Source organism: Sphingomonas donggukensis, assembly GCF_023674425.1.
Lineage (GTDB): Bacteria > Pseudomonadota > Alphaproteobacteria > Sphingomonadales > Sphingomonadaceae > Sphingomonas > Sphingomonas donggukensis.
Map to the genome: position 1 here is coordinate 1,584,931 of NZ_CP098401.1, position 25,612 is coordinate 1,610,542.

The 25,612-nt window shown below is 68.2% G+C and carries 28 protein-coding genes and 1 tRNA gene; 18 read left to right on the forward strand and 11 right to left on the reverse strand.

The features are described 5' to 3' along the window. Nucleotides 1–65: 65 nt before the first annotated feature. Nucleotides 66–1,682, forward strand: a complete 1,617-nt coding sequence (locus M9980_RS07795) for a M20/M25/M40 family metallo-hydrolase (protein ID WP_250748690.1) — start codon at nucleotides 66–68, stop codon at nucleotides 1,680–1,682. A 3-nt stretch (nucleotides 1,683–1,685) separates the two neighbouring features. On the opposite strand, the gene M9980_RS07800 is transcribed toward M9980_RS07795, so the two are convergent. Continuing rightward, on the reverse strand, nucleotides 1,686–2,306 hold the full coding sequence (locus M9980_RS07800; RefSeq protein WP_422921345.1) for a J domain-containing protein: 621 nt from the start codon (nucleotides 2,304–2,306) through the stop codon (nucleotides 1,686–1,688). A 30-nt stretch (nucleotides 2,307–2,336) separates the two neighbouring features. On the opposite strand from M9980_RS07800, the gene M9980_RS07805 reads away from it, so the two are divergent. From M9980_RS07805 to M9980_RS07820, 4 genes are all read left to right on the forward strand, one after another. Next, a complete protein-coding gene (locus tag M9980_RS07805; RefSeq protein WP_250748694.1) occupies nucleotides 2,337–2,624 on the forward strand; it encodes a BolA family protein in 288 nt (95 codons plus the stop codon). A gap of 2 nt (nucleotides 2,625–2,626) precedes the next feature. Then, nucleotides 2,627–3,331 carry a glutathione S-transferase gene (locus tag M9980_RS07810; protein ID WP_250748696.1) on the forward strand — a complete coding sequence of 235 codons (705 nt, stop codon included), beginning with the start codon at nucleotides 2,627–2,629 and terminating at the stop codon, nucleotides 3,329–3,331. Next, entirely contained in the window at nucleotides 3,328–4,227 is a 900-nt protein-coding gene (locus M9980_RS07815) for a pirin family protein (RefSeq protein ID WP_250748698.1), read from the forward strand. The genes M9980_RS07810 and M9980_RS07815 overlap by 4 nt, the downstream gene beginning before the upstream one ends. A gap of 102 nt (nucleotides 4,228–4,329) precedes the next feature. Next, the gene (locus tag M9980_RS07820) at nucleotides 4,330–5,217 is read left to right on the forward strand and encodes an alpha/beta fold hydrolase (RefSeq protein ID WP_250748700.1); all 888 of its coding nucleotides are present in this window, start codon (nucleotides 4,330–4,332) and stop codon (nucleotides 5,215–5,217) included. A 221-nt stretch (nucleotides 5,218–5,438) separates the two neighbouring features. Here M9980_RS07820 and M9980_RS07825 read toward each other — a convergent pair whose 3' ends face one another. After that, nucleotides 5,439–6,533, reverse strand: coding sequence for a DUF2332 domain-containing protein (locus M9980_RS07825; protein ID WP_250748701.1), 1,095 nt, complete (start codon nucleotides 6,531–6,533; stop codon nucleotides 5,439–5,441). A 65-nt stretch (nucleotides 6,534–6,598) separates the two neighbouring features. Between M9980_RS07825 and hisG the strand changes: the two genes are divergently transcribed. From hisG to M9980_RS07890, 13 genes are all read left to right on the forward strand, one after another. After that, complete coding sequence (hisG, locus tag M9980_RS07830; protein WP_250748712.1) at nucleotides 6,599–7,258, forward strand: ATP phosphoribosyltransferase; 660 nt, start codon at nucleotides 6,599–6,601, stop codon at nucleotides 7,256–7,258. Between the two features lie 91 nt (nucleotides 7,259–7,349). Beyond that, the gene (hisD, locus tag M9980_RS07835) at nucleotides 7,350–8,645 is read left to right on the forward strand and encodes a histidinol dehydrogenase (protein WP_250748713.1); all 1,296 of its coding nucleotides are present in this window, start codon (nucleotides 7,350–7,352) and stop codon (nucleotides 8,643–8,645) included. Between the two features lie 59 nt (nucleotides 8,646–8,704). Beyond that, a complete protein-coding gene (gene nusB / locus M9980_RS07840; RefSeq protein WP_250748714.1) occupies nucleotides 8,705–9,175 on the forward strand; it encodes a transcription antitermination factor NusB in 471 nt (156 codons plus the stop codon). A gap of 132 nt (nucleotides 9,176–9,307) precedes the next feature. Next, nucleotides 9,308–10,180 (forward strand): thiamine-phosphate kinase, encoded by an 873-nt coding sequence (gene thiL, locus M9980_RS07845; protein WP_250748715.1) that lies wholly within the window; start codon nucleotides 9,308–9,310, stop codon nucleotides 10,178–10,180. 130 nt (nucleotides 10,181–10,310) lie between these two features. Beyond that, nucleotides 10,311–12,467 carry a sodium-translocating pyrophosphatase gene (locus M9980_RS07850; protein WP_250748718.1) on the forward strand — a complete coding sequence of 719 codons (2,157 nt, stop codon included), beginning with the start codon at nucleotides 10,311–10,313 and terminating at the stop codon, nucleotides 12,465–12,467. Between the two features lie 186 nt (nucleotides 12,468–12,653). Then, on the forward strand, nucleotides 12,654–14,543 hold the full coding sequence (locus M9980_RS07855; protein ID WP_250748736.1) for an alpha/beta hydrolase family protein: 1,890 nt from the start codon (nucleotides 12,654–12,656) through the stop codon (nucleotides 14,541–14,543). 110 nt (nucleotides 14,544–14,653) lie between these two features. Next, nucleotides 14,654–14,899 (forward strand): translation initiation factor IF-1, encoded by a 246-nt coding sequence (gene infA, locus M9980_RS07860; protein ID WP_026325702.1) that lies wholly within the window; start codon nucleotides 14,654–14,656, stop codon nucleotides 14,897–14,899. Nucleotides 14,900–14,919: 20 nt separating this feature from the next. Beyond that, entirely contained in the window at nucleotides 14,920–15,498 is a 579-nt protein-coding gene (locus M9980_RS07865) for a Maf family protein (protein WP_250748740.1), read from the forward strand. Beyond that, nucleotides 15,491–16,519, forward strand: coding sequence for a ribonuclease E/G (locus M9980_RS07870; protein WP_250748756.1), 1,029 nt, complete (start codon nucleotides 15,491–15,493; stop codon nucleotides 16,517–16,519). Before M9980_RS07865 ends, M9980_RS07870 begins: the two co-directional genes overlap by 8 nt. Continuing rightward, nucleotides 16,497–16,691, forward strand: a complete 195-nt coding sequence (locus tag M9980_RS07875) for a DNA gyrase inhibitor YacG (protein WP_250748758.1) — start codon at nucleotides 16,497–16,499, stop codon at nucleotides 16,689–16,691. The genes M9980_RS07870 and M9980_RS07875 overlap by 23 nt, the downstream gene beginning before the upstream one ends. 35 nt (nucleotides 16,692–16,726) lie before the next feature. After that, a tRNA-Phe gene (locus M9980_RS07880) sits at nucleotides 16,727–16,802 on the forward strand. A 7-nt stretch (nucleotides 16,803–16,809) separates the two neighbouring features. Further along, the gene (trhO, locus tag M9980_RS07885) at nucleotides 16,810–17,754 is read left to right on the forward strand and encodes an oxygen-dependent tRNA uridine(34) hydroxylase TrhO (RefSeq protein WP_250748760.1); all 945 of its coding nucleotides are present in this window, start codon (nucleotides 16,810–16,812) and stop codon (nucleotides 17,752–17,754) included. A 57-nt stretch (nucleotides 17,755–17,811) separates the two neighbouring features. Then, the gene (locus M9980_RS07890) at nucleotides 17,812–18,975 is read left to right on the forward strand and encodes an acyl-CoA dehydrogenase family protein (protein ID WP_250748770.1); all 1,164 of its coding nucleotides are present in this window, start codon (nucleotides 17,812–17,814) and stop codon (nucleotides 18,973–18,975) included. 89 nt (nucleotides 18,976–19,064) lie between these two features. Here the strand turns inward: M9980_RS07890 and M9980_RS07895 are convergent, their stop codons facing one another. From M9980_RS07895 to M9980_RS07935, 9 genes are all read right to left on the reverse strand, one after another. Beyond that, on the reverse strand, nucleotides 19,065–19,418 hold the full coding sequence (locus M9980_RS07895; protein WP_250748773.1) for a HesB/IscA family protein: 354 nt from the start codon (nucleotides 19,416–19,418) through the stop codon (nucleotides 19,065–19,067). After that, nucleotides 19,418–19,870, reverse strand: a complete 453-nt coding sequence (locus M9980_RS07900; RefSeq protein WP_250748776.1) for an SUF system Fe-S cluster assembly protein — start codon at nucleotides 19,868–19,870, stop codon at nucleotides 19,418–19,420. Before M9980_RS07900 ends, M9980_RS07895 begins: the two co-directional genes overlap by 1 nt. Beyond that, nucleotides 19,867–21,051: a cysteine desulfurase gene (locus M9980_RS07905; RefSeq protein WP_250754840.1), complete on the reverse strand. Its 1,185-nt coding sequence runs from the start codon at nucleotides 21,049–21,051 to the stop codon at nucleotides 19,867–19,869. The genes M9980_RS07900 and M9980_RS07905 overlap by 4 nt, the downstream gene beginning before the upstream one ends. Before the next feature lie 137 nt (nucleotides 21,052–21,188). Further along, the gene (locus M9980_RS07910) at nucleotides 21,189–22,262 is read right to left on the reverse strand and encodes a SufD family Fe-S cluster assembly protein (protein ID WP_250748791.1); all 1,074 of its coding nucleotides are present in this window, start codon (nucleotides 22,260–22,262) and stop codon (nucleotides 21,189–21,191) included. After that, nucleotides 22,259–22,603 carry a hypothetical protein gene (locus tag M9980_RS07915; protein WP_250748794.1) on the reverse strand — a complete coding sequence of 115 codons (345 nt, stop codon included), beginning with the start codon at nucleotides 22,601–22,603 and terminating at the stop codon, nucleotides 22,259–22,261. Before M9980_RS07915 ends, M9980_RS07910 begins: the two co-directional genes overlap by 4 nt. Then, nucleotides 22,600–23,343, reverse strand: a complete 744-nt coding sequence (gene sufC / locus M9980_RS07920; RefSeq protein ID WP_250748797.1) for a Fe-S cluster assembly ATPase SufC — start codon at nucleotides 23,341–23,343, stop codon at nucleotides 22,600–22,602. The genes M9980_RS07915 and sufC overlap by 4 nt, the downstream gene beginning before the upstream one ends. Then, nucleotides 23,330–23,638, reverse strand: coding sequence for a cytoplasmic protein (locus tag M9980_RS07925; RefSeq protein ID WP_250748800.1), 309 nt, complete (start codon nucleotides 23,636–23,638; stop codon nucleotides 23,330–23,332). Before M9980_RS07925 ends, sufC begins: the two co-directional genes overlap by 14 nt. Beyond that, nucleotides 23,635–25,119: a Fe-S cluster assembly protein SufB gene (gene sufB / locus M9980_RS07930; RefSeq protein ID WP_250748803.1), complete on the reverse strand. Its 1,485-nt coding sequence runs from the start codon at nucleotides 25,117–25,119 to the stop codon at nucleotides 23,635–23,637. The genes M9980_RS07925 and sufB overlap by 4 nt, the downstream gene beginning before the upstream one ends. Next, nucleotides 25,119–25,535: an RrF2 family transcriptional regulator gene (locus tag M9980_RS07935; RefSeq protein WP_250748806.1), complete on the reverse strand. Its 417-nt coding sequence runs from the start codon at nucleotides 25,533–25,535 to the stop codon at nucleotides 25,119–25,121. The genes sufB and M9980_RS07935 overlap by 1 nt, the downstream gene beginning before the upstream one ends. Nucleotides 25,536–25,612 lie beyond the last annotated feature (77 nt).

Sequence of the window (25,612 nt, forward strand, 5' to 3'; positions counted from 1 at the left end):
CGTCCCCCTCGCGCAAGACGCCGCGAGCGCGTAGGCGCAGGATATTCCGCCGAGGAGAACCGCACGTGAGACGCCTGCTGCTTGCCCTTGTGATCTCTGCCGCCCCCGCCGCGGCACAGACGATCTCGTCCGCGCGGCTTTCCGCCGACGTGAAGACGCTGGCGTCGGATGCGTTCGAGGGGCGCGGCCCGGGAACGGCGGGCGAGGACAAGACCGTCGCGTGGCTGATCGCGCGGATGAAGGCGCTGAAGCTCGCCCCCGGCGGCCCGAACGGCCAGTGGACGCAGGACGTGCCGCTGGTCCGCACGCAATTGGGCGCAGGGACCATCGCGGTCGGCGGCACCACGCTGGAGCGCGGGCGCGACGTGTATGTCAGCACGGTTCGCCCGGTCGACCGCGTCGCCCTCGCGAATGCACCGCTGGTCTTCGTCGGCTACGGCGTCACCGCGCCCGAACGCGGCTGGGATGATTTCAAGGGCGTCGACCTGAAGGGCAAGGTCGCGGTCTTCCTGGTCAACGATCCCGATTTCGAAGCCGCCGCGGGCGACGACGCGCGCGGGAAATTCGGCGACCGGCGCATGACCTATTACGGGCGCTGGACATACAAATTCGAGGAGGCCGCGCGGCGCGGCGCGATCGGGGCGCTGATCGTCCACGACACCGCCGGCGCCGGATACGGCTGGGCGACCGTGACCGCGCCCGGCGGCGAGAATTACGACATCGTTCGCCCCGAGCCCAACGACCGCGTGCTGGTGCAGGGTTGGATCGAGGGGGCGGCCGCCACGAAGCTGTTCGCCGCAGCCGGCCTCGACCTGGCCAAGCTGCGCGTCGAGGCACGCTCCGCCGCGTTCCGTCCGCGCGAACTCACCGGCCAGACGCTGACCGCCGACATCGCCGTCACCCATTCGACCAGCCGCAGCAGCAACGTGCTGGGCCGCATCCCCGGCGCGAAACGTCCCGACGAAGTGGTGATGTTCGGCGCGCATTGGGACGCGTACGGCAAGGGCAAGCCCGATGCGCAAGGCCGCACGATCCGCCCCGGCGCCAACGACGATGCGCTGGGCGTCGCCGGCCTGCTGGAGATCGCGCGCGTGATGCAGGCGGGCAAGCGCCCCGACCGCAGCGCCGTCTTCGCCTTCTGGAGCGCCGAGGAACGCGGGCTGATCGGGTCGGAAAGCTATGCCGCCAACCCGGTCTATCCGGCGGCGAAGACGGTCGCCAACCTGACGCTCGACATCCTCAATACCGGCGGCAAGGCGCGCGACGTCATGCTGGTCGGCAACGGCCAGAACAGCCTGGAGGACGAACTGGCCGCTGCGGCCAAGGCGCAGGGCCGCGTGGTGACGCCCGAGGCGCTGCCCGAGCGCGGGCTGTTCTACCGCGCCGACCATTTCCCGCTCGCGCGCCGCGGGGTGCCGACGCTGCTGCTGATGGCGATCAGCGGCGCGCCCGATCTGGTGAAGGGCGGTCGTGCCGGCGGCGAGGCGTGGCTGAAGGACTATATGGCCTGTTACCACCAGACCTGCGACGCGTGGTCGCCGACGCTCGACTTCGCTGGGGCCGCCGAGGACGTCGATCTGGTCCGCACGATCGGTACCAGCCTCGCCAACTCGACGCGCTGGCCGACGTGGCGCGCGGGGTCGGAATTCAAGGCGGTGCGTGAGGCGTCAGCTCCGCGCTGAGCGTCAGGCGAAGGCGGGCGCCTTGCGCAGATGCTGATACGCCTCGACCACCGCCTGTAGCGCGCTCTCGTGTCGCCGGTCGCCGCCGTTGCGATCGGGGTGGAATTTGCGGACCAGTTCCGAATAGCGGCTGCGCAGGGCATGGCGATCGGCGTCGGCGGAAAGGCCCAGCATCTTCAGCGCGCGGCGGTCGTCGCCGGTCAGCGGCTTGCCGTCGGCGCGACCCTTCGCCTCCGCCATCCGCTCGCGGAACCGCGCGCTGATCGCGTCGAGCGGATCGGAAAAGTCGGCCCATTTCGGTGGCGCGTCGGCGCCGTTCGAGGCGAACGCCCGCGTCTCGCGCTCCCACCCCGCATAGGGGCGCTGCGCCGCGGTGATCTCGTCGGTGGTCATGCCGGTGAAGAAATTATAGCCGGCGTTGAACGCCCGGACATGGTCCAGGCACATCCAGCGGAACTGGCCCGGCCCTTCGCCCGTAGCGCCGGTGCCCTCCGCGGGCGGCGCGCGAAACTCGCCGGGTTCGGTGCAGCCCGGCTGGTCGCACAGCCGTCCGTCCGCCTCCACCCGGCCGTGGAAGCGCGTGTTCGGTCGATCTTTATGGGGTTCGCCCCGCGCCACTGCCATTCCCGCGAAAAAGCGGCTTATATAGGTGCGATGACCGACACCGCTACCGCTCCACTCGCCGAAATCATGGCCGCCCGCCTGACCGCGGCGCTCGACCCGACGCATCTGGAGGTCGTCAACGACAGCCACCACCACGCCGGCCACATGGGCGACGACGGCACCGGCGAGTCGCACTTCACGGTCGTCATCGAGAGCGCCGCCTTCGCCGGGCTGAACCGCGTCGCGCGCCAGCGGTTGGTGAACCATGCACTCGCCGACCTGCTCGCCACTCGCATCCACGCGCTGGCGATCCGCGCGTCGGCACCGGGGGGACAGTGACGATGTACACCCTTTGGTACTGGCCGACGATCCCGGGGCGCGGCGAGTTCATCCGCCTGCCGCTCGAGGCCGCGGGAATCGACTATGAGGATTGCGCCCGCACCCGCGGCGTCGATGCGCTGGTCGCCGACATGAAGCGCCACGGTGGTCGCGGGCCGTTCGCGCCGCCCTATCTCGAGTATGACGGGCTGGTGATCGCGCAGGTGGCGACGATCCTCGCCTTCCTCGGCACGCAGCACGGCCTGGCACCGTCGCGGCTCGGCGACCGCTACTGGCTGACGCAGGTCCAGCTGACGATCGCCGACTGCGTGACGGAGGTGCACAACGTCCACCACCCGGTGGAACCCGGCGCCTATTATGCTGACCAGCAGACAGAGGCCGCCCGCGCCGCGCACCAGTTCCGCGAGACGCGCCTGCCGAAATTCCTGGCGTATCTTGAGGGTGTCGCCACCGCCAATGCCGGCGACTGGGTGATCGACAATCGCTGGACCTACGCCGACACCTCGATCTTCCAGTTGGTTGAGGGGCTGCGCTACATGTTCCCGAAGCGGATGGCGGCGATCGAGCAGGAGTATCCCGGCGTCATCGCCATCCGCGATCAGGTTGCCGCCCTTCCCGAACTGCGCGCATATCTGAAAAGCGACCGCCGCCTGCCCTTCAATCAGGACGGCATATTCCGCCACTATCCGGAACTGGACGCCGCATGACCCACGACGATCTGATCGAGCAGATCCTGACCCCGGTCACCCATGATCTGGGCGGGTTCAAGGTTCACCGCACGTTGCCGGCGAAGGCGCGGACGATGGTCGGGCCGTTCCTGTTCTTCGACCAGATGGGGCCAGCGATCCTCGACGCCGGCACCGGCATTGACGTGCGCCCGCACCCGCACATCAATCTGGCGACCGTCACCTATCTGTTCGGCGGCGCGATCGATCACCGCGATTCGCTGGGGACCAAGGCGCGGATCGAGCCCGGCGCGGTCAACCTGATGACCGCCGGGCGCGGCATCGTCCATTCCGAACGCTCGCCCGGCGACGAGCGGGCGAAGGGGCCGGAGCTGTCGGGCATCCAGACCTGGATCGCGCTGCCCGAGGCGGTCGAGGAGACCGATCCCGCCTTCCAGCACGTGACGCGTGACGAGCTGCCGGTGGTCGAGGACGGGTGCGCCAAGGCGCGCGTCATCATGGGGTCGCTCTGGGGCCGCCGCGCGCCGACCGACACCTATGCCGACACCATCTACGCCGACATCGTGCTGGCGCCGGGCGGCTCTATCCCGATCGACACCGACGCCGACGAGCGCGCGCTGTACCTGTGCGACGGCGAAGCGAGCGTAGAGGGCGTGGCGCTCGATCCCACCCACCTGACCGTGCTGCGCCCCGGCATCGCCGCGACGCTGCGCTCCGAACGCGGCGGGCGGGTGATGCTGTGCGGCGGCGAAGCGATGACCCCGCGCCACGTCTGGTGGAATTTCGTCTCCTCCCGCCGCGACCGCATCAACGAAGCGAAGCGCGCGTGGAAGGCGGGCGAATTCCCGGTCGTGCCCGGCGACAGCGAGGAATTCATCCCGATTCCCGAGGTGCCCAAGACGGTCAGCTATCCCTGATTCTCCCCTCTCGCTTGCGGGAGGGGTTGGGGGAGGGCATGTGGAGCACCTGCGTGAAGTGACAGGCCCTCCCCTGCCCCTCCCGCAAGCGGGAGGGGAATTATGACCGACTTCGACCTTCAGCGCATCGCCCTTCCCACCGGCGTCGACCTCGACGTCGCGGTCGCCGGCGACCCGGCGCATCCGCCCGTCATTCTGCTCCACGGCTTCCCCGAATCGCACCGCACGTGGCGCGACGTCATCCCAGACCTTGCCCGCGATCATTTCGTCCTCGCCCCCGACCAGCGCGGCTTCGCGCGGTCGTCGAAGCCCGCGGGCGTCGAGAATTACACCCCCGACAAGCCGGTCGCCGACCTGATCGCGCTCGCCGATCATTTCGGAATCGACCGCTTTACGCTCGTCGGCCACGACTGGGGCGGCGCGATCGCGTGGATGGCGGCGTTGCAGCAGCCTGCGCGCGTCGCGCGGCTGGTGATCGTCAACGCGCCGCACCCCTTCGTCTTCCAGAAATCCTTGTTCGACGACCCCGCGCAGCGTGCCGCGAGCCAGTACATCACCGCGTTCCGCAATCCGGAGATCGAGGCCTATATCGACCGCATCGGCGTCGCCGCGTTCTTCGAGACGACCTTCGCCCGCCACGCCGACGCCGCCAAGATGGGCGCGGACGAGCGCGCCATCTACATCGATCAGTGGAGCCAGCCCGGCGCGATGACGGCGATGCTCAACTGGTATCGCGCCAGCGCGGTGCAGGTGCCGGCGATGGACGCGACGCCCGAGCGCCCCGCGTTCCTCGACGGCCCGTTCCCGCCGGTCACCCAGCCGACGTTGGTGATCTGGGGCCTGGGCGACATCGCCCTGCTGCCGGTGCAGTTGGAGGGGCTGGATGCCTTGGTCCCCGACCTGACGGTGACGAAAGTGGAGGCCGGGCATTTCGTGCCGTGGGAAAATGCGCCTGCGGTGGTGGCGGCGATGCGCGACTGGGGAGTTTAGAAGAGAAATCGTTCAGAGAAGGCGCTAAGGCGCTAAGAAAAGGATATTTCACGCCGAGGCGCAAAGGACGCTGTGGTGTCGCTCGCCTGGCGATCGGAAGACATTCGACACGGTGCGTTGATAAGGCGCTTCGCGCAAAAGGACCGCAACCCCGCTGCGCCTCTGCGCGAAATACCCTATTCTTCTTCGCGCCTTAGCGCCTTCTCTGAACCGTTTCACTTCTACTCCGGTGCCACCCCCCGCATCACATAATCCGCCGTGGAATAGGGCTCCGCAAGCCCCTCCACCCAAGCCCCGTGCGCATGCGTCAGCCCGACGAGCTCCATCGCACGCTCCCCCGGCCAGCCGCGGACGCGGACTTCGTGGCGGTGGAGGTCGCGGTTGGGCTCCATCATCACCCAGCCGAGCGGCCGCTCCGCCGTCGCCCGCCCGCCCGCCGCGTGCATCGCCGCGCGGATGCGTTCCTGCCGCTCCGCGCCGAGATACTGCCACACCACCGAGTGCATCAGCACCCGCGTGACGCCTGCCGCCTGCGGTTCGGCCAGCCGCGCCGCGACCCAGTCGGCGGCATCGCCGCGATCGAGGCGCACGCCCCGCGCCCGCACCAGCGCGATCGTCTGCGCCAGCCGCGCGGCACGCTCGGTGGCTTCGATCCAGACATAGGCCTGCAACCGCTCCGCCGCGGCAGGGTCCGACAGGTCGATCGGCGCGATATCGACCCCGCGCGTCGAGACGATCTCGACCGGCACGTCCGGCGGCGGTGGTCCGCGCCACTCGGGCCGGATAGTCACCGCGGCATTCGCCGGCCCGGCGCGCACCCCGCCCAGATCGAACGCATAGTCATCGATCAGCAGGTTCAGCCCCGCGCTCGACCCGATCTCGATCAGCTCCAGCCGCGGGCCATAGCGTGCGGCGAGATGCAGCAGCCCGGTCATCAAGCCTGCCGAGCGCGCCGCCTCATTGGTCTGCGGCGGGCCATCAAGCCACGGCGACAGCGCGGCGTCATGCGTCCGCAGCGTCTCGCGCAGCGTCGCCTCGACCGCCACCGGATCGCTCACCGCGCCCGCGAACACCCGCGACAGCGCGGCATCCACGCCCGTCCGGTGCAAAGCGTGCAGCCCGCCGACCAGCCGCAGCGCCACCGCATCGGCGACCGGCTCGCCCGCCCAGTCGAGCACCCGCCGCCCGGTCACGCTCACCCGGTCGATCGCGCCGGCCAGCGCGCCAGCGATCCGCGCCGTCACCGGCGCCGCCATCGCCGCGCAATAGCCCGCCTGGATACGAAACGCCTCGCGGTTCTCGGCCTCTGTGCCCATGTCTTCCCCTTCCGTCGGCAGGTGTGTTGCGCCCTCCCCACCCCTCTCGTAAAGCCCGCCTCGACATGGCCGATCCGATCATCATCGCGGTGCCCAAGGGGCGCATCCTGCAGGAGGCGCTGCCGCTGCTTGCGCGGGTCGGGATCGTCCCCGAACCGGCATTCAGCGACGACGCCAGTCGCGCGCTGCGCTTCTCGACCAACCGCGCCGACATCGACCTGATCCGGGTGCGCGCGTTCGACGTCGCGACCTTCGTCGCGCACGGCGCCGCGCATCTCGGCATCGTCGGGTCGGACGTGCTGATGGAATTCGCCTATTCGGAGCTCTACGCGCCGGTCGACCTAGGCATCGGCCATTGCCGCCTGTCGGTCGCCGAGCCCGCGGCGATGGCGGCAAAGGACGATCCGCGCGGCTGGAGCCACGTCCGCATCGCCACCAAATACCCCCATGTCACCCGCACCCATTTCGAGGCGCGCGGTGTGGGTGCCGAGTGCGTGAAGCTGAACGGCGCGATGGAACTCGCCCCCGTCCTCGGCCTTGCCCCGCGCATCGTCGATCTAGTGTCGTCGGGCCGCACGCTGAAGGAAAACGGGCTGGTCGAGGTCGAAGTGATCGCCGAGGTCACCAGCCGCCTGATCGTCAACCGCGCCGCGTTCAAGACGCGCGGCGAGGTCGTGCCGCTGGTGGACGCATTCCGGCGCGCGGTTGCGGTGCAGCCGGCATGACTTTCCCCGTTCGTTTCGAGCGAAGTCGAGAAATCATCGCCCGACACGACACAGAAGTTTCTCGACTTCGCTCGAAACGAACGGAAATTGGATGCTGAAACTCTCCACCTCCGACCCCGGCTTCGCCGCCGCGTTCGATGCGCTGGTCGGCGCGCGGCGGGAGGCCGACGCCGATGTCGCACGCGATGTCCGCACCATCGTCGCCGCCGTCCGCGACGAAGGCGATGCCGCGCTTGCCGCATATACTCAGCGGTTCGACGGCCACGACCTGAACGATACCGGCTGGCGGATCGAGCGCGCCGATTGCCTCGCGGCGTATCAGGGATTGAGCGAGGAACTCCGGGACGCGCTAGACCTCGCCGCGACCCGCATCGCCGCCTATCACGCCAAGCAGATCCCCGAGGACCGCGACGAAACCGACGCCAGCGGCGTTCGCTTCGGCGCGCGGTGGCGCCCGGTCGATGCGGCGGGCGTCTATGTGCCGGGCGGGCGCGCGGCCTATCCGTCGTCGGTCCTGATGAACGCGCTGCCGGCCAAGGCCGCGGGCGTCGAGCGGCTCGTCATGGTCACGCCCACGCCCAAGGGAGAGATCAACCCCCTCGTCCTCGCCGCCGCGCACGTCGCGGGCGTGGACGAGATCTGGCGCGTCGGCGGGGCGCAGGCGATCGCCGCGCTCGCCTATGGCACAGCCCGCATCGGCGCGGTCGACGTCGTAACCGGCCCCGGCAATGCCTGGGTCGCGGAGGCCAAGCGCCAGCTCTACGGCGTCGTCGGCATCGACATGGTGGCGGGCCCGAGCGAGATCGTGGTCGTCGCCGACGGCGACAATGACGCGCAGTGGATCGCCGCCGATTTGCTCAGCCAGTCCGAGCACGACCCGACTAGCCAGTCGATCCTCATCACCGACAGCGCCACGCTGGCCACCGCGGTCGCCGATGCGGTCGACCTGATGATCGGCACGCTTTCCACCAAGGCAGTCGCCCGCGCGGCGTGGGACGCCAACGGCGCGATCATCGTGACTGCGACCTTGGACGAGGCGATCCCGCTGGTGAACGCGCTCGCGCCCGAACATCTCGAGCTCGCGTGCGACGCCGACGTGGCACAGGGGCTGTTCGACCGCGTCCGCCATGCCGGATCGGTGTTCCTCGGCCGCCACACGCCAGAGGCGGTCGGCGATTACGTCGCCGGTCCCAACCACGTCCTCCCGACCGGCCGCCGCGCGCGGTTTTCGTCGGGGCTGTCGGTGCTCGACTTCATGAAACGCACCAGCTTCATCGCCTGCGACGCGGACGCACTCGCCGCGATCGGCCCCGCTGCGGTGGCGCTGGCGGAGGCAGAGGGGCTGCCCGCGCACGCAAAGTCGGTGGCGTTACGACTGACCCGCTGACGCGTTTCAGGCACAGGTTTCTCGACTTCGCTCGAAACGAACGGCAAAGGAGGGTCATCATGACCACCAAAGCCACGCCCCGCACCCGCGCGCGATCGACCGCGCGTGCCGCCGCCCGCCTTGCCGCCGTCCAGGCGCTGTACCAGCAGGATATGGAGGGCACGCCGCTTATCCAGCTGCTCAACGAATTCCACAACCACCGCCTGGGCGCGACGATCGACGACGTCGAATATGCCGAGCCCGACGTCGATTTCTTCGACGATATCGTGACCGGCGCCAACGCCCGTAGCGAGGAAATCGACCGCCGCATCGCCGACAAGCTGTCCGCGGGCTGGAGCCTGGAGCGGCTGGACAAGCCGATGCGCGGTATCCTGCGCGCCGGCACCTACGAGCTCCTCGCCCGCGCCGACGTGCCGGCGGGCGCGGTCATCAGCGAATATCTCGACGTCGCCGACGCGTTTTACGAGAAGCGCGAGAAGGGCTTCGTCAACGGCCTGCTCGACGCGATCGCGAAGGATGTGCGTGGCTGATCCTCCCCGGCACGGGGAGGTGGCGCGCGTAGCGTCACGGAGGGGGCGGGCCGCAAACGCTGTGGTCGAGGCGCCCCCCCTCCACCGCCTTCGGCGGTCCCCCTCCCCGTGCCGGGGAGGAATTTGATCTCGATGACCGAAGCCGACTTCCTCGCCGCCCTGCGCACCCTGCCGCTCCACCCCGGCGCGCTGGACTTGCGCGACGATGCCGCCCGGCTCGGAGAGCTTGTCCTCACCACCGACCTGATCGTCGAGAGCGTGCATTTCCTGCCCGACGACTCGCCCGGCGACGTCGCGTGGAAGCTGGTCGCGGCCAACCTCTCTGACCTCGCCGCGAAGGGCGCGGTGCCGGAGGGGGTTTTGCTCGGCTACCCCTTACGCGACGATAAGTGGGACGCCGCGTTCCTCGATGGTTTGCGGGACGTTCTCACCACCTTCGGCTGTGCGCTGCTCGGCGGCGACACCGTGTCGGGCGGGCGCAGCTATGCGCTGACCGCGATCGGGCGCGCCACCGTCAGCCCAACGCGCAGCGGTGCGCAGGCCGGCGACACCCTTTGGGTCACCGGCACGATCGGCGACGCCGGCGCCGGCCTCGCCATCGCGCGCGGTGCGGACGGCCCGGCGGCGCTGCTCGCCCGCTATCGCCGCCCGACGCCGCGGCTGGCGGAGGGCCAGGCGCTTGCCCCTCATGTCACCGCGATGATGGACGTGTCCGACGGCCTGCTGATCGACGCCGAGCGGCTGGCAGCGGCGAGCGGCTGCGCCGTCACGATCGCGCTTGACGCCTTGCCGCTGTCGCCGAAGTATCGCGCCTGGGGCGGCGACGCGCTGGCTTCGGCGACTGCCGGCGACGACTACGAACTGCTGTTCACGCTTCCGTCCGGCATGGAGCCGCCGGTCGCCGCGACCCGCATCGGCAGCATGTCCGAAGGCGCCGGCCTGACCCTCACGCGCGACGGCGCGCCGGTCCCGCTGCCCCCGACCCTGGGGTGGCAACACCGCTGACGCCTCGGCCTTTCGTGCCGCTTGCCAACCCTGTGGGGCTTCCATACGCTCCCCCTTCGTCCGCGGACCCGGTCATCAACGAACCGGGCCGCGCTCAATCCAATTTGAGCAAATGGGGGAAGATCAGGACATGGGAATCGTTTATCTGGCCATCGCGTGCGGCGTCATCGCCGTGCTCTACGGCCTCGTCACGACCGCACAGGTGCTGAAGGCGCCGGCGGGTGACGCGAAGATGCAGGACATCGCCGCCGCCATCGCGGAGGGCGCGCGCGCCTATCTCGGGCGGCAGTATCGCACCATCGCCATCGTCGGCGTCGTCGTCGCGGCGCTGGTCGCGTGGTTCCTGGGACCGATCTCTGCCGCGGGCTTCGCATTGGGTGCGATCCTGTCGGGCGTGACCGGCTTCATCGGCATGAACGTGTCGGTGAAGGCGAACGTCCGCACCGCGGAGGCTGCGCGCACCTCGCTGCAAGGCGGGCTGACGATGGCGTTCCGGTCGGGCGCGATTACCGGCATGCTGGTGGCGGGCCTTGGCCTGCTGGCGATCTCGGTCATGTTCTGGGGCCTGCTGACGCTTGGCCATTATGACCTGTCGGTCGGTGAAGACCGCCGCGTCATCGTCGACACCCTCGTCGCGCTGGCGTTCGGCGCGTCGCTGATCTCGATCTTCGCGCGTCTGGGCGGCGGCATCTTCACTAAGGCGGCCGACGTCGGCGCCGACCTGGTCGGCAAGGTCGAGGCCGGCATCCCGGAGGACGACCCCCGCAACCCCGCCACCATCGCCGACAACGTCGGTGACAACGTCGGCGACTGCGCCGGCATGGCCGCCGACCTGTTCGAAACCTATGTCGTCACCATCGGCGTGACGATGGCGTCGATCGCGCTGCTGCTGCCCAACGCCGACCATCTGTTCCAGCTGATGACCTTGCCGCTGCTGGTCGGCGGCGTGTGCGTCATCACCTCGATCATCGGCACCTACATGGTCCGGCTCGGCAAGGGCTCGATCATGGGGGCGCTGTACAAGGGCTTCTGGACGACCGTCGTGCTTTCGATCCCCGCGATCTACTTCGCCACGCAATATGTGGTGGGCGATATGAACGCCCTGATCGGCGGATCGACGGCGCTGGGCGACAGCGCGTTCCTGACGCCCGCGGCAGCGGTCGGTGCGACCACGATCACCTTCACCGGCATGAAGCTGTTCTGGTGCATGATGATCGGCCTAGCGCTGACAGGCGTGCTGGTGTGGATCACCGAATATTACACCGGCACCAACTATCGCCCGGTGAAGTCAATCGCCAAGGCATCGGAAACCGGCCACGGCACCAACGTCATCCAGGGCCTGGCCGTCAGCCTGGAAAGCCCGGCGCTGCCCACGATCGTCATCTCGGTCGCGGTCGTCGCCTGCTATCAGCTTGGCGGCATCATCGGCATCGCCTTCGGTGCGACGTCGATGCTGGCGCTCGCCGGCATGGTCGTGGCGCTCGATGCCTACGGCCCGGTCACCGACAATGCCGGCGGCATCGCCGAGATGGCGGGCCTGCCGGATGACGTCCGCCATCGCACCGACGCACTGGACGCAGTCGGCAACACGACCAAGGCAGTCACCAAGGGCTATGCGATCGGCTCCGCCGCGCTCGCAGCACTGGTGCTGTTCGGGGCGTACACCACCGATCTCGGCATCTATTTCCCCGACATCGTTGTGAATTTCTCGCTGTCCAACCCCTATGTCATCGTTGGGCTGCTGCTCGGCGCGCTGCTGCCGTTCAGCTTCGGCGCGTTCGGGATGACCGCGGTGGGTCGCGCGGCAGGCTCGGTGGTCGAGGACGTTCGTGCCCAGTTCCGCGACAATCCGGGCATCATGGCAGGGACCAGCCGCCCCAACTACGCCCGCACCGTCGACCTGGTGACGCGCGCCGCGATCAAGGAGATGATCGTCCCCAGCCTGCTGCCGGTGCTCGCGCCGATCGCGGTCTATTACATCATCCTTGCCGTGGCGGACCAGGCGAGCGCCTTCGCGGCACTCGGCGCGCTGCTGCTCGGCGTGATCGTGTCGGGGCTGTTCGTCGCCATCTCGATGACCTCGGGCGGCGGCGCATGGGACAATGCCAAGAAGTACATCGAGGACGGCAACCACGGCGGCAAGGGCAGCGAAGCCCACAAGGCCGCGGTGACCGGCGACACCGTCGGCGATCCGTATAAGGACACCGCCGGTCCGGCGGTCAACCCGATGATCAAGATCACGAACATCGTGGCGCTGCTGCTTTTGGCGGCGCTCGCGGCGGGCTAAGCTTCGTTATCCATAGCGTGTCTGAGGGGGCGTCTGGAGGAATCCGGGCGGCCCCCTTTTTTCTGTCAGGTCATGGACTTGGCGGATTGCCTGCCGACGCGTTCGACGATAGCCTGCGACCTAAAATCTCGGGGGAGTTATGTGATGCGTGGTAGATTTACAGCGGCGCTGCTGGTCGGGGCAGCGGTGGCGACACTGGGTTCGTCAACCACGACAGCGCAAACGAATTTCGTGCCGAGGCCGATCGAGCAATTCGCCGAATTGCCGACCCTCATGGGCCCCAAGATCTCCCCGAACGGGAAGCTCATCGCCGCCCAGGTCGCCTCGCGCGGAAAGCAGTATCTGGCGATCATCCCGATCGAGGGTGGGCCGCCCCGCTTCGTCGCGACGGGTGACAACGACCTGAACTGGTGGCGCTGGGTCAACGACGACTGGATGGTCGTCGGCATCGGCAACAAGGTCCCGATGCCGGGCATCGGTGACTGGTACCTGCGCCGCGCCATCGGCGTCAGTGCCGCGGGCGACAAGGTCGTGCCGCTTATGGCGCGCGAAGCCGCACAGGCGGCGGACGACGTTATCTGGGTGGCGGACGACGGAACCCCGCGCATCCTCCTGTCGCTGCAGAAGTCGATCTACGTTGATAATCTGGCGTTCTGGCCCGAAGTGGTCGAAGTCGATGTCTCGACTGGCAAGAGCCGTCGGGCGATGGGCTCGCGCGAAGGCGTGATGTCGTGGTCGGCGGACGGCAAGGGCGTCGTCCGCATGGGAATCGGCCATTCCAGGGACGGTCGCTCGACGCGGGTTCTCTATCGACCCGCCGCAGACACACCCTTCAAGGAAATCGTCCGGGAAACGCGCGGCCGCGAGGATATCGTGGTCCCGTCTCTGTTCATGGCCGATCCCTCCAAGGCGCTCGCCTTTGCCGAGGACGACGCCGGGATGCAGGGCATCTACGAGTATGACCTGACCAACCTGAAGCTCGGGAAGCGGCTTTACGGCAGTTCGGGGCACGACGTGGACGGACTGATTCCGACCACGACGCGCGACGGGCTGGCAGGTGTTTCCTATCTCGACGACAAGGCGCGCACCGACTGGATCGACTCTGATCTCGCCGCGATGCAGGCGGAAATCACCAAGGCGGTGTCGGGCGGGTCGGCAAGCATCGCGACCTACAGCCGCGATCACAAGCGGGCCATCGTCCAGGTCGGCGCCTCCAATTCGCCGGGGGGCTTCTACCTCTATGATCGCTCGACCGGCAGGATGAACCTGCTTGGATACGCCAATGCGCAGATCCGTTCGGCGCGGCTCAATCCCGTCAAGACGGTGCGCTACAAGGCTCGCGACGGCCTGGAAATTCCGGCGATCCTGACACTGCCGCGAGGGCGGCCGGCAACCGGGCTGCCGCTGATCGTGATGCCGCACGGCGGCCCCTTTGCGCGTGATTCCGAGGATTGGGACTGGTGGAGCCAGTCGCTTGCTGAGCGCGGCTATGCCGTGGTTCAACCGAATTATCGTGGCTCGTCCGGTTACGGTTCCGCATTTGCGAAGAAAGGCCAGGGCCAATGGGGGCTGGCGATGCAGGACGATCTGATCGACGCGGTTTCGTATCTTGCGAAACAGGGCGTGGCCGACCCGAAGCGCGTCTGCATCGCGGGTGCATCCTATGGCGGGTACGCCGCCATGCGCGCGTCGCAGCGTGACGCGGCCACCTATCGCTGCGCGATATCTTACGCCGGCGTGTCGGATCTGGATCGTCTGCGCCGTTACGATGGCCAGTTCCTTTCATCTGGCGCGCGTATGGACTGGCTGCGCCTGCAGGCCACCGATTTCCGCAGCGTGTCGCCGATCACGACGCCGGAGAAGACGGCCTTGCCGTTGCTGATCGTGCATGGCCGCAAGGACACGGTGGTGCCAATCGACCAGTCGCGCGAATTCGTCGAGCGCCTGCGCAAGATCAACAAACCCGTGACGTATATCGAGCAGCCGGAGGCCGATCACCATTTCTCGCGCGCTGAAGACCGCCTCGAGTTTCTGAAAGCCATGCAGGCGTTCCTGGACAAGAATAATCCGGTCTGACGGAAGAATGGCCGGGGCGCACCCGGCACCGCGTCGCCCGCTTCCCTTTTGCGCGCCCAGCCGCTAAGGGCGCGGGCGACGTCACTATCCTAGAATTCAGAGGTTTTTGTTTGGCCAAGGAAGAACTGCTCGAGATGCGCGGCCAGGTGGTCGAGCTGCTGCCGAACGCGATGTTCCGCGTGCGGCTGGAGAACGACCACGAAATCCTGGGCCACACCGCGGGCAAGATGCGCAAGAACCGCATCCGCGTGCTGGTCGGCGACGAGGTGCTCGTCGAGCTGACCCCGTACGACCTGACCAAGGGCCGCATCACCTATCGCTTCATGCCGGGCCGCGGCGGTCCGGGGCCGCAATAACGTCGTCAAATTTCGCGGGCATGACCGTGCCTGACCTCGTTCTCGCCTCGACCTCGCCGCGCCGGCGCGAGCTGCTCGCGCGGATCGGCGTTGTGCCCGCGCGCTTGGCCGCCCCCGACGTCGATGAGACTCCGCTGAAGGGCGAAACCCCGGTCGCATACGTCACCCGCCTGGCGGAGGCGAAGGCACGCGCGGTGTCGCGGGCGGCGGACGAGATCGTGCTGGCCGGCGACACGACCGTCGCCGTCGGGCGCCGCATCCTCGAAAAGCCGGTGGACGAGGCCGACTGGCGCCGCATGCTCGGCCTGCTGTCCGGCCGCCGCCATAGCTGCGTGTCCGGCGTCTGCGTGATCGACCGCGACGGCCGCGCCCGCGTGCGCCATGCCGAGACCGTCGTCGCCTTCAAGCGGCTGAGCGACAGCGAGATCGACTGGTACGTCGCCAGCGGCGAAGGGATGGGCAAGGCCGGCGGCTACGCCATCCAGGGCCGCGCCGAGGCGTTCGTCCGCTTCCTGTCGGGCAGCAATTCCGCAGTCGTCGGCCTGCCGCTGTTCGAGACGCGCGCACTACTGGTTGCGAGCGGGTTGCAGCTTGGCTGAGTGGCTGATCGAACGCGGCCTGGGCGAAACCCGTGCCGCGCTGGTCGAGGACGGTCGCATCGTCGAGGCACGCATCCTGCCCGACGGCGAGCTTATCGCCGGCACCATCCTCGACGCCCGGCTAATCGCGCGGATGCCGGAGCGCAACCAGGGCATTGTGGCGTGGGACTGCGGTGAGGCATTGGTCGTGCCGCTGCCCGCCGGCGTCACGCAAGGGGCGATGACCCGCATCGAAATCGTCCGACCCGCCCTGCCCGAACCCGGCAAGCCCAAACGCGCACGGGCACGGCCGGCGCCTGCCACCACCGCTAATACTCCCGTTCGTTTCGAGCGAAGTCGAGAAACAGGTTCTGGCGCTACCCAAGATTTCTCGACTTCGCTCGAAACGAACGGGTTGGAGACGCGCGCGCTGCGCCCCACCGACCCCGACCTTTTCGCCGCCGCCGGGTGGGACGAACTGATCGAGGAGGCCGCCAACCTCTCGATCGCCTTCGACGGGGGCAGCCTCTCGATCCACCCCACCCCGGCGATGACGCTGATCGACGTTGATGGCTGGGCGCACGCCAACACGCTGGCCGTCGCCGGCGCCCACGCCGCGGCGCAGGCGATCCGGCGGCTCGATATCGGCGGATCGATCGGCATCGACCTGCCGAGCGCCGCCGACAAGGCCGCGCGGCACGCCGCCGCCGCCGCCATCGACAGCGTCCTGCCGCAACCATTCGAGCGCACCGCGGTCAATGGCTTCGGCTTCGTGCAGATCGTGCGACCCCGCCGCCGCCGTTCGCTGATCGAAGTGTTCGCCGGCGACGGTGTCGCTGCCCACGCTCGCGCGCTGCTGCGCCGGGCCGAGCGCACCCCCGGCGCCGGCGAGCGCACCATCGCTGCGCACCCCGCGGTCATCGCCGCGATCACGCCCGACTGGATCGCAGCTCTGTCGCGGACATTGGGCGTGCCGATCGCCTTGCGGGCCGACCCTGCGCTCGCCATATCGGCGGGGCATGTCCAGGCCCGCCACCCGTAATCTCTGCCCACTGTGCCGCGCGCCCGCGCAGGCGCCGCACGCCCCGTTCTGCAGCCAGGGGTGCCGCGACCGCGACCTGCTGCAATGGCTGGGCGAGGGATACCGAATTCCCGGCCCTGCCGCCGATCCTTTTGGCGATCCGGGGCTGGACAGCCCCGGAACCCCCGACTAAAGGCGACGCTCTTTCGCGGCCCTGTTGCCCGAAATGCCTGGGTAGCTCAGTTGGTAGAGCATGCGATTGAAAATCGCAGTGTCGGCGGTTCGATCCCGTCCCCAGGCACCATGATCCCATGACAGACACCCCCCCGCCCCCTTTCGCCGATGCCGTCCGGGTCGCCGCGCTGTACCGGTTCACGCCGCTCGACGCCGCCGCAGTCCGCGCGCCGCTGCTGGAGGTTTGCACCGCGAACGGCGTGTTCGGCACGCTGCTGCTGGCGTCCGAAGGGATCAACGGCACGATCGCGGGCAGCGATGCCGGGGTGGAGGCGGTGCTGGCCCACATCCGCACCCTGCCCGGTTGCGACACGCTCGACGTGCGCGAATCGCGCAGCCCGACGCTGCCCTTCCACCGCATGAAGGTGCGGCTGAAGCGCGAGATCGTGACGATGGGCGAGCCCGCCATCGATCCGACCGCGACCGGCACCTATGTCGCTCCCGCAGACTGGAACGCGCTGATCGCCGATCCCGACACGGTCGTCGTCGACACCCGCAACGATTACGAAGTGCGCATCGGCAGCTTTGCCGGCGCGGTCGATCCGGCCACACGCAGCTTCGGCGATTTCCCGGCATGGCTGCGCGCCAACCGCGAACAGCTCGAGGGGCGAAAGGTCGCGATGTTCTGCACCGGCGGCATCCGCTGCGAGAAAGCCACCGCACTCGCCCGAGCCGAGGGGCTGGACGAGGTCTATCACCTGAAGGGCGGCATCCTGTCCTATCTGGAACAGGTGCCCGCCGCCGAGAGCCTGTGGGCGGGCGAATGCTTCGTGTTCGACCAGCGCGTCGCCATCACCCATGGCCTCGCCCAAGGCAGCCACGCGCTATGCCACGCCTGCCGCATGCCGGTGAGCGAGGCCGACCGCGCGTCGCCGCTGTACGTAGAGGGCGTCAGCTGCCCCGCCTGCCATGCCGAGCGCGACGACGCGCAGCGCCAAGGCTATGCCGAGCGCGAGCGCCAGGCGCGGCTGGCCGAGGCGCGTGGCGAGCGTCATGTCGGAGCGGTGTTTCCCAGATCCTGACGCGCTTGCCGTCGCGCCTCCGCTCTGCGAGGCTCGCGCCAACGACCAGGAGAGACGATGCCCGCCCTCGACGTGCCGCCACCCGCCTGCATGCGCGATCCCGAACTGGAAATGCTGGCCGACAGCGCCGCGCGGTTCTTCGCGCGCGAGGCTCCGCCCGAACGCGTCGCCCGATGGCGCGACGCCGGTCAGGTCGAGCGCGATTTCTGGCGACAGGCGGGCGCGGCGGGTCTGCTCGGCGCGGCGATCCCGACCGAATATGGCGGTGGCGGCGGCGATTTCCGCCACGACGTCGTGCTGGTGGAGGCGGTGGCGAAGGCGGGCGTCGACGGCTTCGCGCTGTCGCTCCACAACGTCATCATCCTGCCCTACATCCTCGCCCACGGCACGGAGGAGCAGAAGCGCCGCTGGCTCCCCGCCCTGTGCTCCGGAGAGCGCGTGTCGGCGATCGCGATGAGCGAGCCGGGCGCGGGCAGCGACCTGCAATCGATCCGCACGACCGCGCTGAAGGACGGCAACGGCTATCGCATCAACGGCGCCAAGACCTTCATCTCCAATGGCCAGATCGCCGACCTGATCGTGGTGGTGGCAAAGACCGACCCGTCGCTCGGCGGCAAGGGCGTGTCGCTGCTGGTGGTGGAAACCGACCAGGTCGAGGGATTCCGGCGCGGGCAGGCGCTCGACAAGATCGGGCAGGATGCGCAGGATACGTCGGAGCTGTTCTTCGACGACGTGTGGGTGCCGAGCGAGAATTTGCTCGGGCCTGCCGAAGGCCAGGGGTTTCGCCAGCTGATGGCCGAGCTGCCCCGCGAGCGCCTCATCATCGCGGTCGGATCGGTGCAGACGATGGAGAAGGCGATCGCCGTCACCACCGATTACGTCCGCGAGCGGAAAGCGTTTGGGCAGCCGGTGCTGGATTTCCAGAACACCCAGTTCAAGCTCGCCGAAGCCAAGGCGAAGGCGACCGTCGCCAAGGTGTTCGTCAACGACTGTATCGAGCGGCAGATGGCCGGCACGCTCGACCTGACCACCGCCGCCATCGCCAAGCTGTGGGTGTGCGAGACCGAGTGGGAGATTCTGGACGACTGCCTGCAACTGCATGGCGGCTACGGATATGTGAACGACTATCCGATCGCGCGGATGTGGCGAAACGGGCGGGTGCAGCGGCTGTACGGCGGCACGAGCGAGATCATGAAGGTGTTGATCGCGCGCAGCCTTTAAAACCGGTGTCCCCGCGAAGGCGGGGGTCCAGAGCCACTCGCGCTACCGCCTGTGGCCCTGGGCTCCCGCCTGCGCGGGAGCAAATTCGGTCAGACCGTGAAGCTTTCCCCGCACCCGCACGCACCCTTGGCGTTCGGGTTCTCGAACACGAAGCCCGCGGCGAAGTCGTCTTCCACCCAGTCCATGGTCGACCCGACCAGATACAGCACCGACGCGCCATCGACGAACAACGTCCCGCCGGGCGTCTCGATCGCTTCGTCGAAGTGGTTCGCCTCGGTCACATAATCAACCGAATAGGCCAGCCCCGAACACCCGCGCCGCGGGGTCGACAGCTTGACGCCGATCGCCCCTTCCGGCGCGCGCGACATCAGGTCGGCGATGCGGGCGTGGGCCCGCTCGGTCAGGTTCAGCACGGCCGGCCGGGCGCGGGTCGTCGTCGCCATCACAGCATCCCCAGTTCGAGCTTGGCTTCGTCACTCATCTTCGACGGGTCCCAGGGCGGGTCCCAGACGAGGTTGACGTCGACCGTCCCTACCCCCGGCACGGCGCCGACGCGCAGCTCGACCTCGGCGGGCATCGATTCGGCGACCGGACAGTGCGGCGTCGTCAGCGTCATCTGCACCGCGGCATGGCCGTCGGCGGTCACCTCGACACCGTAGATTAGGCCCAGTTCGTAGATGTTGACCGGGATTTCGGGATCGTAGATTTCCTTGAGCGCGGTGATGATCGCCTCATAGGTCTCACCCCCCGGCTCTCCCGCGCTCAGCCCCCGCGGCTTCTGCGCGAGAAATCCTTCGAGATAGTCGCGCTTGCGCTCGAATGTGTCGCGCGCGTCCTCGACCCGCGCGCGGGGCGGCGCGCTGACGGTTTCGACTTCCTCAACCTCGGGCTTCATCCGAAAATCCTCGTTACCCGTTCAATGCCGCGGGCCAGCGCTTCAACATCGGCCAGCGTGTTGTAGACCCCGAAGCTCGCCCGCGCGGTCGCCGGCACGCCGAGCGCATCCATCAGCGGCTGCGCGCAGTGATGCCCGGCGCGGATCGCGACGCGATCCTCGTCCAAGATGGTGCCGATGTCGTGCGGATGCACCCCCTCTATCGCAAAGCTGACGATGCCCGCCGAATCCTCCGGTCCGAACAGCGTGACCGAATTGATCTGCGACAGGCGCGCGCGCGCCTCTGCAACCAGTGCGGTTTCGTGCGCGTGGATGCGATCGAGGCCGATGCCCTCGACATAGTCGATCGCGGCGTGGAGCCCCAGCACCCCGACGATATGCGGCGTCCCCGCCTCGAACCGGGTCGGCGCGGGGGCGTAGGTGGTCTTGGCGAAGGTCACCCGGTCGATCATCGACCCGCCGCCCTGATACGGCGGCATCGCGTCGAGCAGCTCGGCGCGGCCCCACAGCACGCCGATTCCGGTCGGTCCGTATAATTTGTGGCCGGAGAACACGTAGAAATCGCAGTCGAGTGCCGCGACATCGACTGCCATCCGTGGAACCGCCTGGCACCCGTCGATCAGGATCTTCGCACCCACCCCGTGCGCGAGATCGGCGGCGCGACGTGCGTCGAGCACCGACCCCAGCACGTTCGAGACATGGGCGAGCGCAACCAGCTTGTGCCGCTCGGTCAGCATAGCCGCCATCGCGTCGAGATCGATGCGGTGGTCGGCGGTCAGCGGCACGACGTCGATCGCCGCGCCGACCCGCTCGGTAACCATCTGCCACGGCACGATGTTGCTGTGGTGCTCGAGCGTCGAAAGCAGGATGCGGTCGCCCGCCTCCAATTGCGTCCCCGCCCAGTTTTGCGCGACCAGGTTGATCCCCTCCGTCGCGCCGCGCACGAACACGATTTCGTCCTCGCGCCCGCCGATGAAGCTCGCCACCCGCCGCCGCGCGGCTTCATACGCGAGTGTCATGTCGGCCGAACGCTGGTACACGCCGCGATGCACCGTCGCGTAATCGCGGTCGTAACCGCGCGTGATTGCGTCGATCACCGCCTGCGGCTTCTGCGACGTGGCGGCGGTGTCGAGGTATGCCCAGCCCGCCGGGATGGCAGGGAAATCGGCGAGCGTGTTCAATTCCTCCCCGGCACGGGGAGGTGGCGCGCGCAGCGCGACGTGGGGGGTGGGCCGCACATGCTCCGCGGGAGGAGGGCCCCCTCCACCGCCTTCGGCGGTCCCCCTCCCCGTACCGGGGAGGATGTGCGCGTCGTCCATCACAACGCCGCCTCCAGCCACGCATCCGCATCCGCCGCGAAAGCCTCGCGCACGGCTTCATCGCCAATGCGGTCGAGCGCGTCCGCCACGAACGCCCGCGTCAGCATCGCCTGCGCCTTAGCCGGCGCGATGCCCCGGCTGGCGAGGTAGAACAGCGCGCGGGCGTCGAGCTCGCCGACGGTCGCGCCGTGCGCGCACTTCACGTCGTCGGCGAAGATTTCCAGCTCGGGCTTCAGGTTGATCGTCGCGGTGCGCTTCAACAGGATGCCGCGCAGCGACTGCACGCCGTCGGTTTTCTGCGCATCGCGCGCGACCTCGACCCGGGCGGCAAGGCTCGCCTGCGACCGGTCAGCGGCGACCGCGCGCCACGTCTGGTGGCTCGCGCCGTTGGGGGCGGCATGGCGGATCGCCACCGCGCATTCCTGGTGCAGCGCGTCGCGGGTCAGCAGCGCGCCGCCCATTTCCGCGAACCCGGCGTCGCCGACGATGTCGATTTGCGCATCGACGCGGCTTGCCATGCCGCCTGCGCCCAGCACCGTCGCGACATAGCTCGCGCCCTCGCCCACCTGAACCTCGTCGCGGGTCGAGACGAAGCCGTCGTCGTGGAGGATACGCACCGCGCGCTGCAACCGCGCCGCCTTGGCGAGCGTAACCTGGGTCAGCCGGTTGGCCCAGCCGGTGCCGACGAACGTCTCCACGACCGACGCGACCGCATCCTCGGCCAGCGCGATGCGCGCGGGCACATGGTTTTTGCCCCCGGTCGAGACATGGACGATCTCGACACTGATTTCGGCCTGCGCGGCGGAAAGCGTCAGCGTCCAGCCGGTGCCGGTCGCACGGCTGCCGAGCGGGTGGTCGGTGGCGAGGTTCAGCGCCTCGACTGCGACGCGCCCGGGCATGCTCTGCGCAGTATCGAAGACGCCATCGACGAACACCAGCCGCGCGCCGCCGAGGTCGAGGAACTGCGCTGCCAGTGCCGGCACGCGCGGCGCCGCGGCAGCCGCCTCCAGCGCCGCCATATCGGCCCAACGCCATGCTTCCTGACGGGTCGACGGGAGGTCGAGCACGCTCACAGGGCCGCCCCCCGCTGCGCCGACAGCGCCGCGATCCCTGCCCGGCGCGCATCGGTCACGCATTTCGCCAGCTCCGCAGTCAGCGCCGCGCGCATGACCTTCTTCGTCCCCGCCGGGATCGCGCGATCGCCTGCGGCCTGCAGGCGCGAATCGAACTGCGGCTGGCACGTCTCCATCGCCGAGCAGCCAATGCGATCGACGTCCACATCGCCGGTCGAACGTTTCGTGACGCACGCGCCGCCCTTCAGCGACCCGCGCCAGCGCTGGTCGAGCCGGGTCGCCATCGCAGCCTCGGTCGCCGCCGGAGCCGCCTGCATCATCAGGAGCGCCGCGAGGATCATGCGGCCACCGCGCCATACCCTTGCGCCTCCAGCTCGTGCGCCAGCTCCGCGCCACCCGACCGCGTGATGCGCCCGTCGGCGAGCACGTGGACGAAGTCCGGCTTCACGTAATCGAGCAGCCGCTGGTAGTGGGTGATGAGCAGCACCGCCTTGTCGGGACGCCGCATGATGCGGTTGATTCCGTCGCCGACGATCCGCAGCGCATCGATGTCGAGGCCGCTGTCCGTCTCGTCGAGGATCGCGAACTTCGGATCGACGATGCCCATCTGCACCATCTCGTTGCGCTTCTTCTCGCCGCCCGAAAAGCCGACGTTGACCGGACGCTTCAACATGTCGTGATCCATGCTCAGCAGATCGGCCTGCGCGCGGGCGAGCTTCAGGAATTCACCCCCCGACAGCGGCTTCTCGTCCCGCCCCTTGCGCTGCGCATTCAGCGCCTCGCGCAGAAACTGCACGTTGGACACGCCGGGAATCTCGACCGGATACTGGAAGCCCAAAAACACGCCGGCAGCGGCGCGCTCGTGCGGCTCCATTTCGAGCAGGTCGGCGCCGTCGAAGGTCACTGAGCCCTCGGTCACGTCGTAACCGGGCCGCCCGCCCAGCACATAGCCGAGCGTCGACTTGCCCGCCCCGTTAGGCCCCATGATCGCATGCACCTCGCCCGCGTTCACGGTGAGGGTCAAGCCCTTGAGGATCGGCTTGCCGTCGATCTCGGCGTGGAGGTTATCAATTTTGAGCATCTACTTCACCAAACCATTCACCGTTCATCGCCTTCAAGAAGGCTAGGTCATGCACAGGGTAGCCGGACTTGCTACCGATCACGGCATCAATGTCGCACTCAGGACAAAGCGCCGTCCAAGGGTCCGGCCGCTTCGCCAGTTCGCCACCCGTCTCCTCAATCCATCGATCGATGAAGCTGGGAGGAAAGGTCGAAACGCAAGAGAAGCAGCCACACATGTCGCTCGCTTGAACTTCGCTACGATGCGCGGCGCAGTGCTTGTGAGCGGCACGCAACGTAGCGACGTCGAAACTCACCCCACGCTCCCCTCGAGCGAAATCCCCAGCAGCTTCTGCGCCTCGACCGCGAATTCCATCGGCAGCTGCTGCAGCACTTCGCGCGCGAAGCCATTGACGATCAGCGCGACCGCCGCCTCGCTGTCGAGCCCGCGCTGCATGGCGTAGAACATCTGGTCGTCGCTGATCTTCGACGTCGTCGCTTCATGCTCGATCTGCGCCGAGGGGTTGCGCACCTCGATGTACGGCACGGTATGCGCGCCGCACTGGTCGCCGAGCAGCAGTGAGTCGCACTGGGTGAAGTTGCGCACGCCCTCCGCCCCCGGTGCGACGCGCACCAGGCCGCGGTAGGTGTTGTCGCTGCGGCCCGCCGAAATCCCCTTAGACACGATCGTCGAACGCGATCCCTTGCCGTTGTGGATCATCTTGGTGCCGGTATCGGCCTGCTGCCGGTTGTTGGTGACCGCGACCGAATAGAATTCGCCGACCGAGTTCTCGCCGTTCAGCACGCAGCTCGGATATTTCCACGTGATCGCGCTGCCGGTTTCGACTTGCGTCCACGACACCTTGCTGTTGCGCCCCTGGCACAGCGCGCGCTTGGTCACGAAATTGTAGATGCCGCCCTTGCCGTTCTCGTCGCCGGGATACCAGTTCTGGACGGTCGAGTATTTGATCTCGGCATCGTCCAGCGCGACCAGTTCGACGACCGCGGCGTGGAGCTGGTTCTCGTCGCGCATCGGCGCGGTGCAGCCCTCCAGATACGAGACGTACGACCCCTTGTCGGCGACGATCAGCGTGCGTTCGAACTGGCCGGTATTCTCGGCGTTGATGCGGAAATACGTGCTGAGCTCCATCGGGCAGCGCACGCCCTCCGGAATGTACACGAACGTCCCGTCGGAAAAGACCGCGCTATTAAGCGTCGCGAAGTAATTGTCGTGCTGCGGCACCACCTTGCCCAGCCATTTGCGGATCAGGTCGGGATATTCGCGGATCGCTTCGCTGATCGAGCGGAAGATCACCCCCGCCGCCTCCAGCTCCTTGCGGAACGTGGTCGCGACCGACACGCTGTCGAACACCGCATCCACCGCCACGCGCCGCTGGGGCAAGCCGCCCTCCTCACCACCCTCGACGCCCGCCAGCAGCTTCTGCTCGGCGATCGGGATGCCCAGCTTCTCGTACACGCGCAGGATTTCGGGATCGACCTCGTCCAGGCTTCCGAGCTTCGGCTTTGCCTTGGGCTCGGCGTAATAATAGGCGTCCTGATAGTCGATCGGATCGAGGTTCAGCTTCGCCCAGTCGGGCGCCTCCATCGTCTGCCACAAAGCGAACGCCTTCAGCCGCCAGTCGAGCATCCACTGCGGTTCGTTCTTCTTGGCCGAAATGAAGCGGACGGTGTCCTCGGTTAGACCCTTGGGCGCAAATTCCTGCTCGATGTCCGAATGAAAACCCCATTCGTACGTCTTGTTCGCGGCGGCATGCGCCTCGGCGTTCTTGGTGGCCATTACGCGGCAACTCCGGCGGAAAGGGTGGCGAGGCTGACGCCTGCGAGCGCCCCGCGGACGGCGCCGTTGACATGGCCCATGTGCGGGCGGACGCGGCAATTGCCCTCGACCGCGCAGTCGTGCGCGGCTGCATCGACGCAGGTGGTGACCGCGATCGGCCCCTCTATGGCTTCGACGATATCGGCGAGCGTAATGCTGACCGGTGGCCGCGCCAGCCGGAAGCCCCCACCGGTCCCGCGCGTGCTTTCGATCAGGCCCGCGGCGGAGAGCTTGCTCACCAGCTTCTGCACGGTCGGCAGCGGCAGCCCGGTCTCGCCCGCGATCACGGTCGCGTTCAGCCGCCCGCTGACGCCGCAATGGCGCGCGGCTGCCGACATCATCACGACGGCATAATCGGCGAGGCTGGAAAGACGCATAGTTGCGAGCGGTTCTCAAATCGGAGGAAATCGTTCCGATTGGTCAGATAGGGATTTGTGCCCCGCAACACAACCGC

Excerpts from the sequence above, each read along its gene's own strand:
- M9980_RS07890 (WP_250748770.1), top strand. The coding sequence starts at position 17,812 with ATGCCCGCCCTCGACGTGCCGCCACCCGCCTGCATGCGCGATCCCGAA.
- hisD (WP_250748713.1), top strand. The coding sequence starts at position 7,350 with ATGCTGAAACTCTCCACCTCCGACCCCGGCTTCGCCGCCGCGTTCGAT.
- M9980_RS07820 (WP_250748700.1), top strand. The coding sequence starts at position 4,330 with ATGACCGACTTCGACCTTCAGCGCATCGCCCTTCCCACCGGCGTCGAC.
- sufB (WP_250748803.1), bottom strand. The coding sequence starts at position 25,119 with ATGGCCACCAAGAACGCCGAGGCGCATGCCGCCGCGAACAAGACGTAC.
- M9980_RS07875 (WP_250748758.1), top strand. The coding sequence starts at position 16,497 with ATGTCCAGGCCCGCCACCCGTAATCTCTGCCCACTGTGCCGCGCGCCC.
- M9980_RS07815 (WP_250748698.1), top strand. The coding sequence starts at position 3,328 with ATGACCCACGACGATCTGATCGAGCAGATCCTGACCCCGGTCACCCAT.
- M9980_RS07900 (WP_250748776.1), bottom strand. The coding sequence starts at position 19,870 with ATGAAGCCCGAGGTTGAGGAAGTCGAAACCGTCAGCGCGCCGCCCCGC.
- M9980_RS07865 (WP_250748740.1), top strand. The coding sequence starts at position 14,920 with ATGACCGTGCCTGACCTCGTTCTCGCCTCGACCTCGCCGCGCCGGCGC.
- M9980_RS07915 (WP_250748794.1), bottom strand. The coding sequence starts at position 22,603 with ATGATCCTCGCGGCGCTCCTGATGATGCAGGCGGCTCCGGCGGCGACC.
- M9980_RS07805 (WP_250748694.1), top strand. The coding sequence starts at position 2,337 with ATGACCGACACCGCTACCGCTCCACTCGCCGAAATCATGGCCGCCCGC.
- sufC (WP_250748797.1), bottom strand. The coding sequence starts at position 23,343 with ATGCTCAAAATTGATAACCTCCACGCCGAGATCGACGGCAAGCCGATC.
- M9980_RS07800 (WP_422921345.1), bottom strand. The coding sequence starts at position 2,306 with ATGGCAGTGGCGCGGGGCGAACCCCATAAAGATCGACCGAACACGCGC.
- M9980_RS07895 (WP_250748773.1), bottom strand. The coding sequence starts at position 19,418 with ATGGCGACGACGACCCGCGCCCGGCCGGCCGTGCTGAACCTGACCGAG.
- M9980_RS07825 (WP_250748701.1), bottom strand. The coding sequence starts at position 6,533 with ATGGGCACAGAGGCCGAGAACCGCGAGGCGTTTCGTATCCAGGCGGGC.
- M9980_RS07810 (WP_250748696.1), top strand. The coding sequence starts at position 2,627 with ATGTACACCCTTTGGTACTGGCCGACGATCCCGGGGCGCGGCGAGTTC.
- trhO (WP_250748760.1), top strand. The coding sequence starts at position 16,810 with ATGACAGACACCCCCCCGCCCCCTTTCGCCGATGCCGTCCGGGTCGCC.
- nusB (WP_250748714.1), top strand. The coding sequence starts at position 8,705 with ATGACCACCAAAGCCACGCCCCGCACCCGCGCGCGATCGACCGCGCGT.
- hisG (WP_250748712.1), top strand. The coding sequence starts at position 6,599 with ATGGCCGATCCGATCATCATCGCGGTGCCCAAGGGGCGCATCCTGCAG.
- thiL (WP_250748715.1), top strand. The coding sequence starts at position 9,308 with ATGACCGAAGCCGACTTCCTCGCCGCCCTGCGCACCCTGCCGCTCCAC.
- M9980_RS07850 (WP_250748718.1), top strand. The coding sequence starts at position 10,311 with ATGGGAATCGTTTATCTGGCCATCGCGTGCGGCGTCATCGCCGTGCTC.
- M9980_RS07935 (WP_250748806.1), bottom strand. The coding sequence starts at position 25,535 with ATGCGTCTTTCCAGCCTCGCCGATTATGCCGTCGTGATGATGTCGGCA.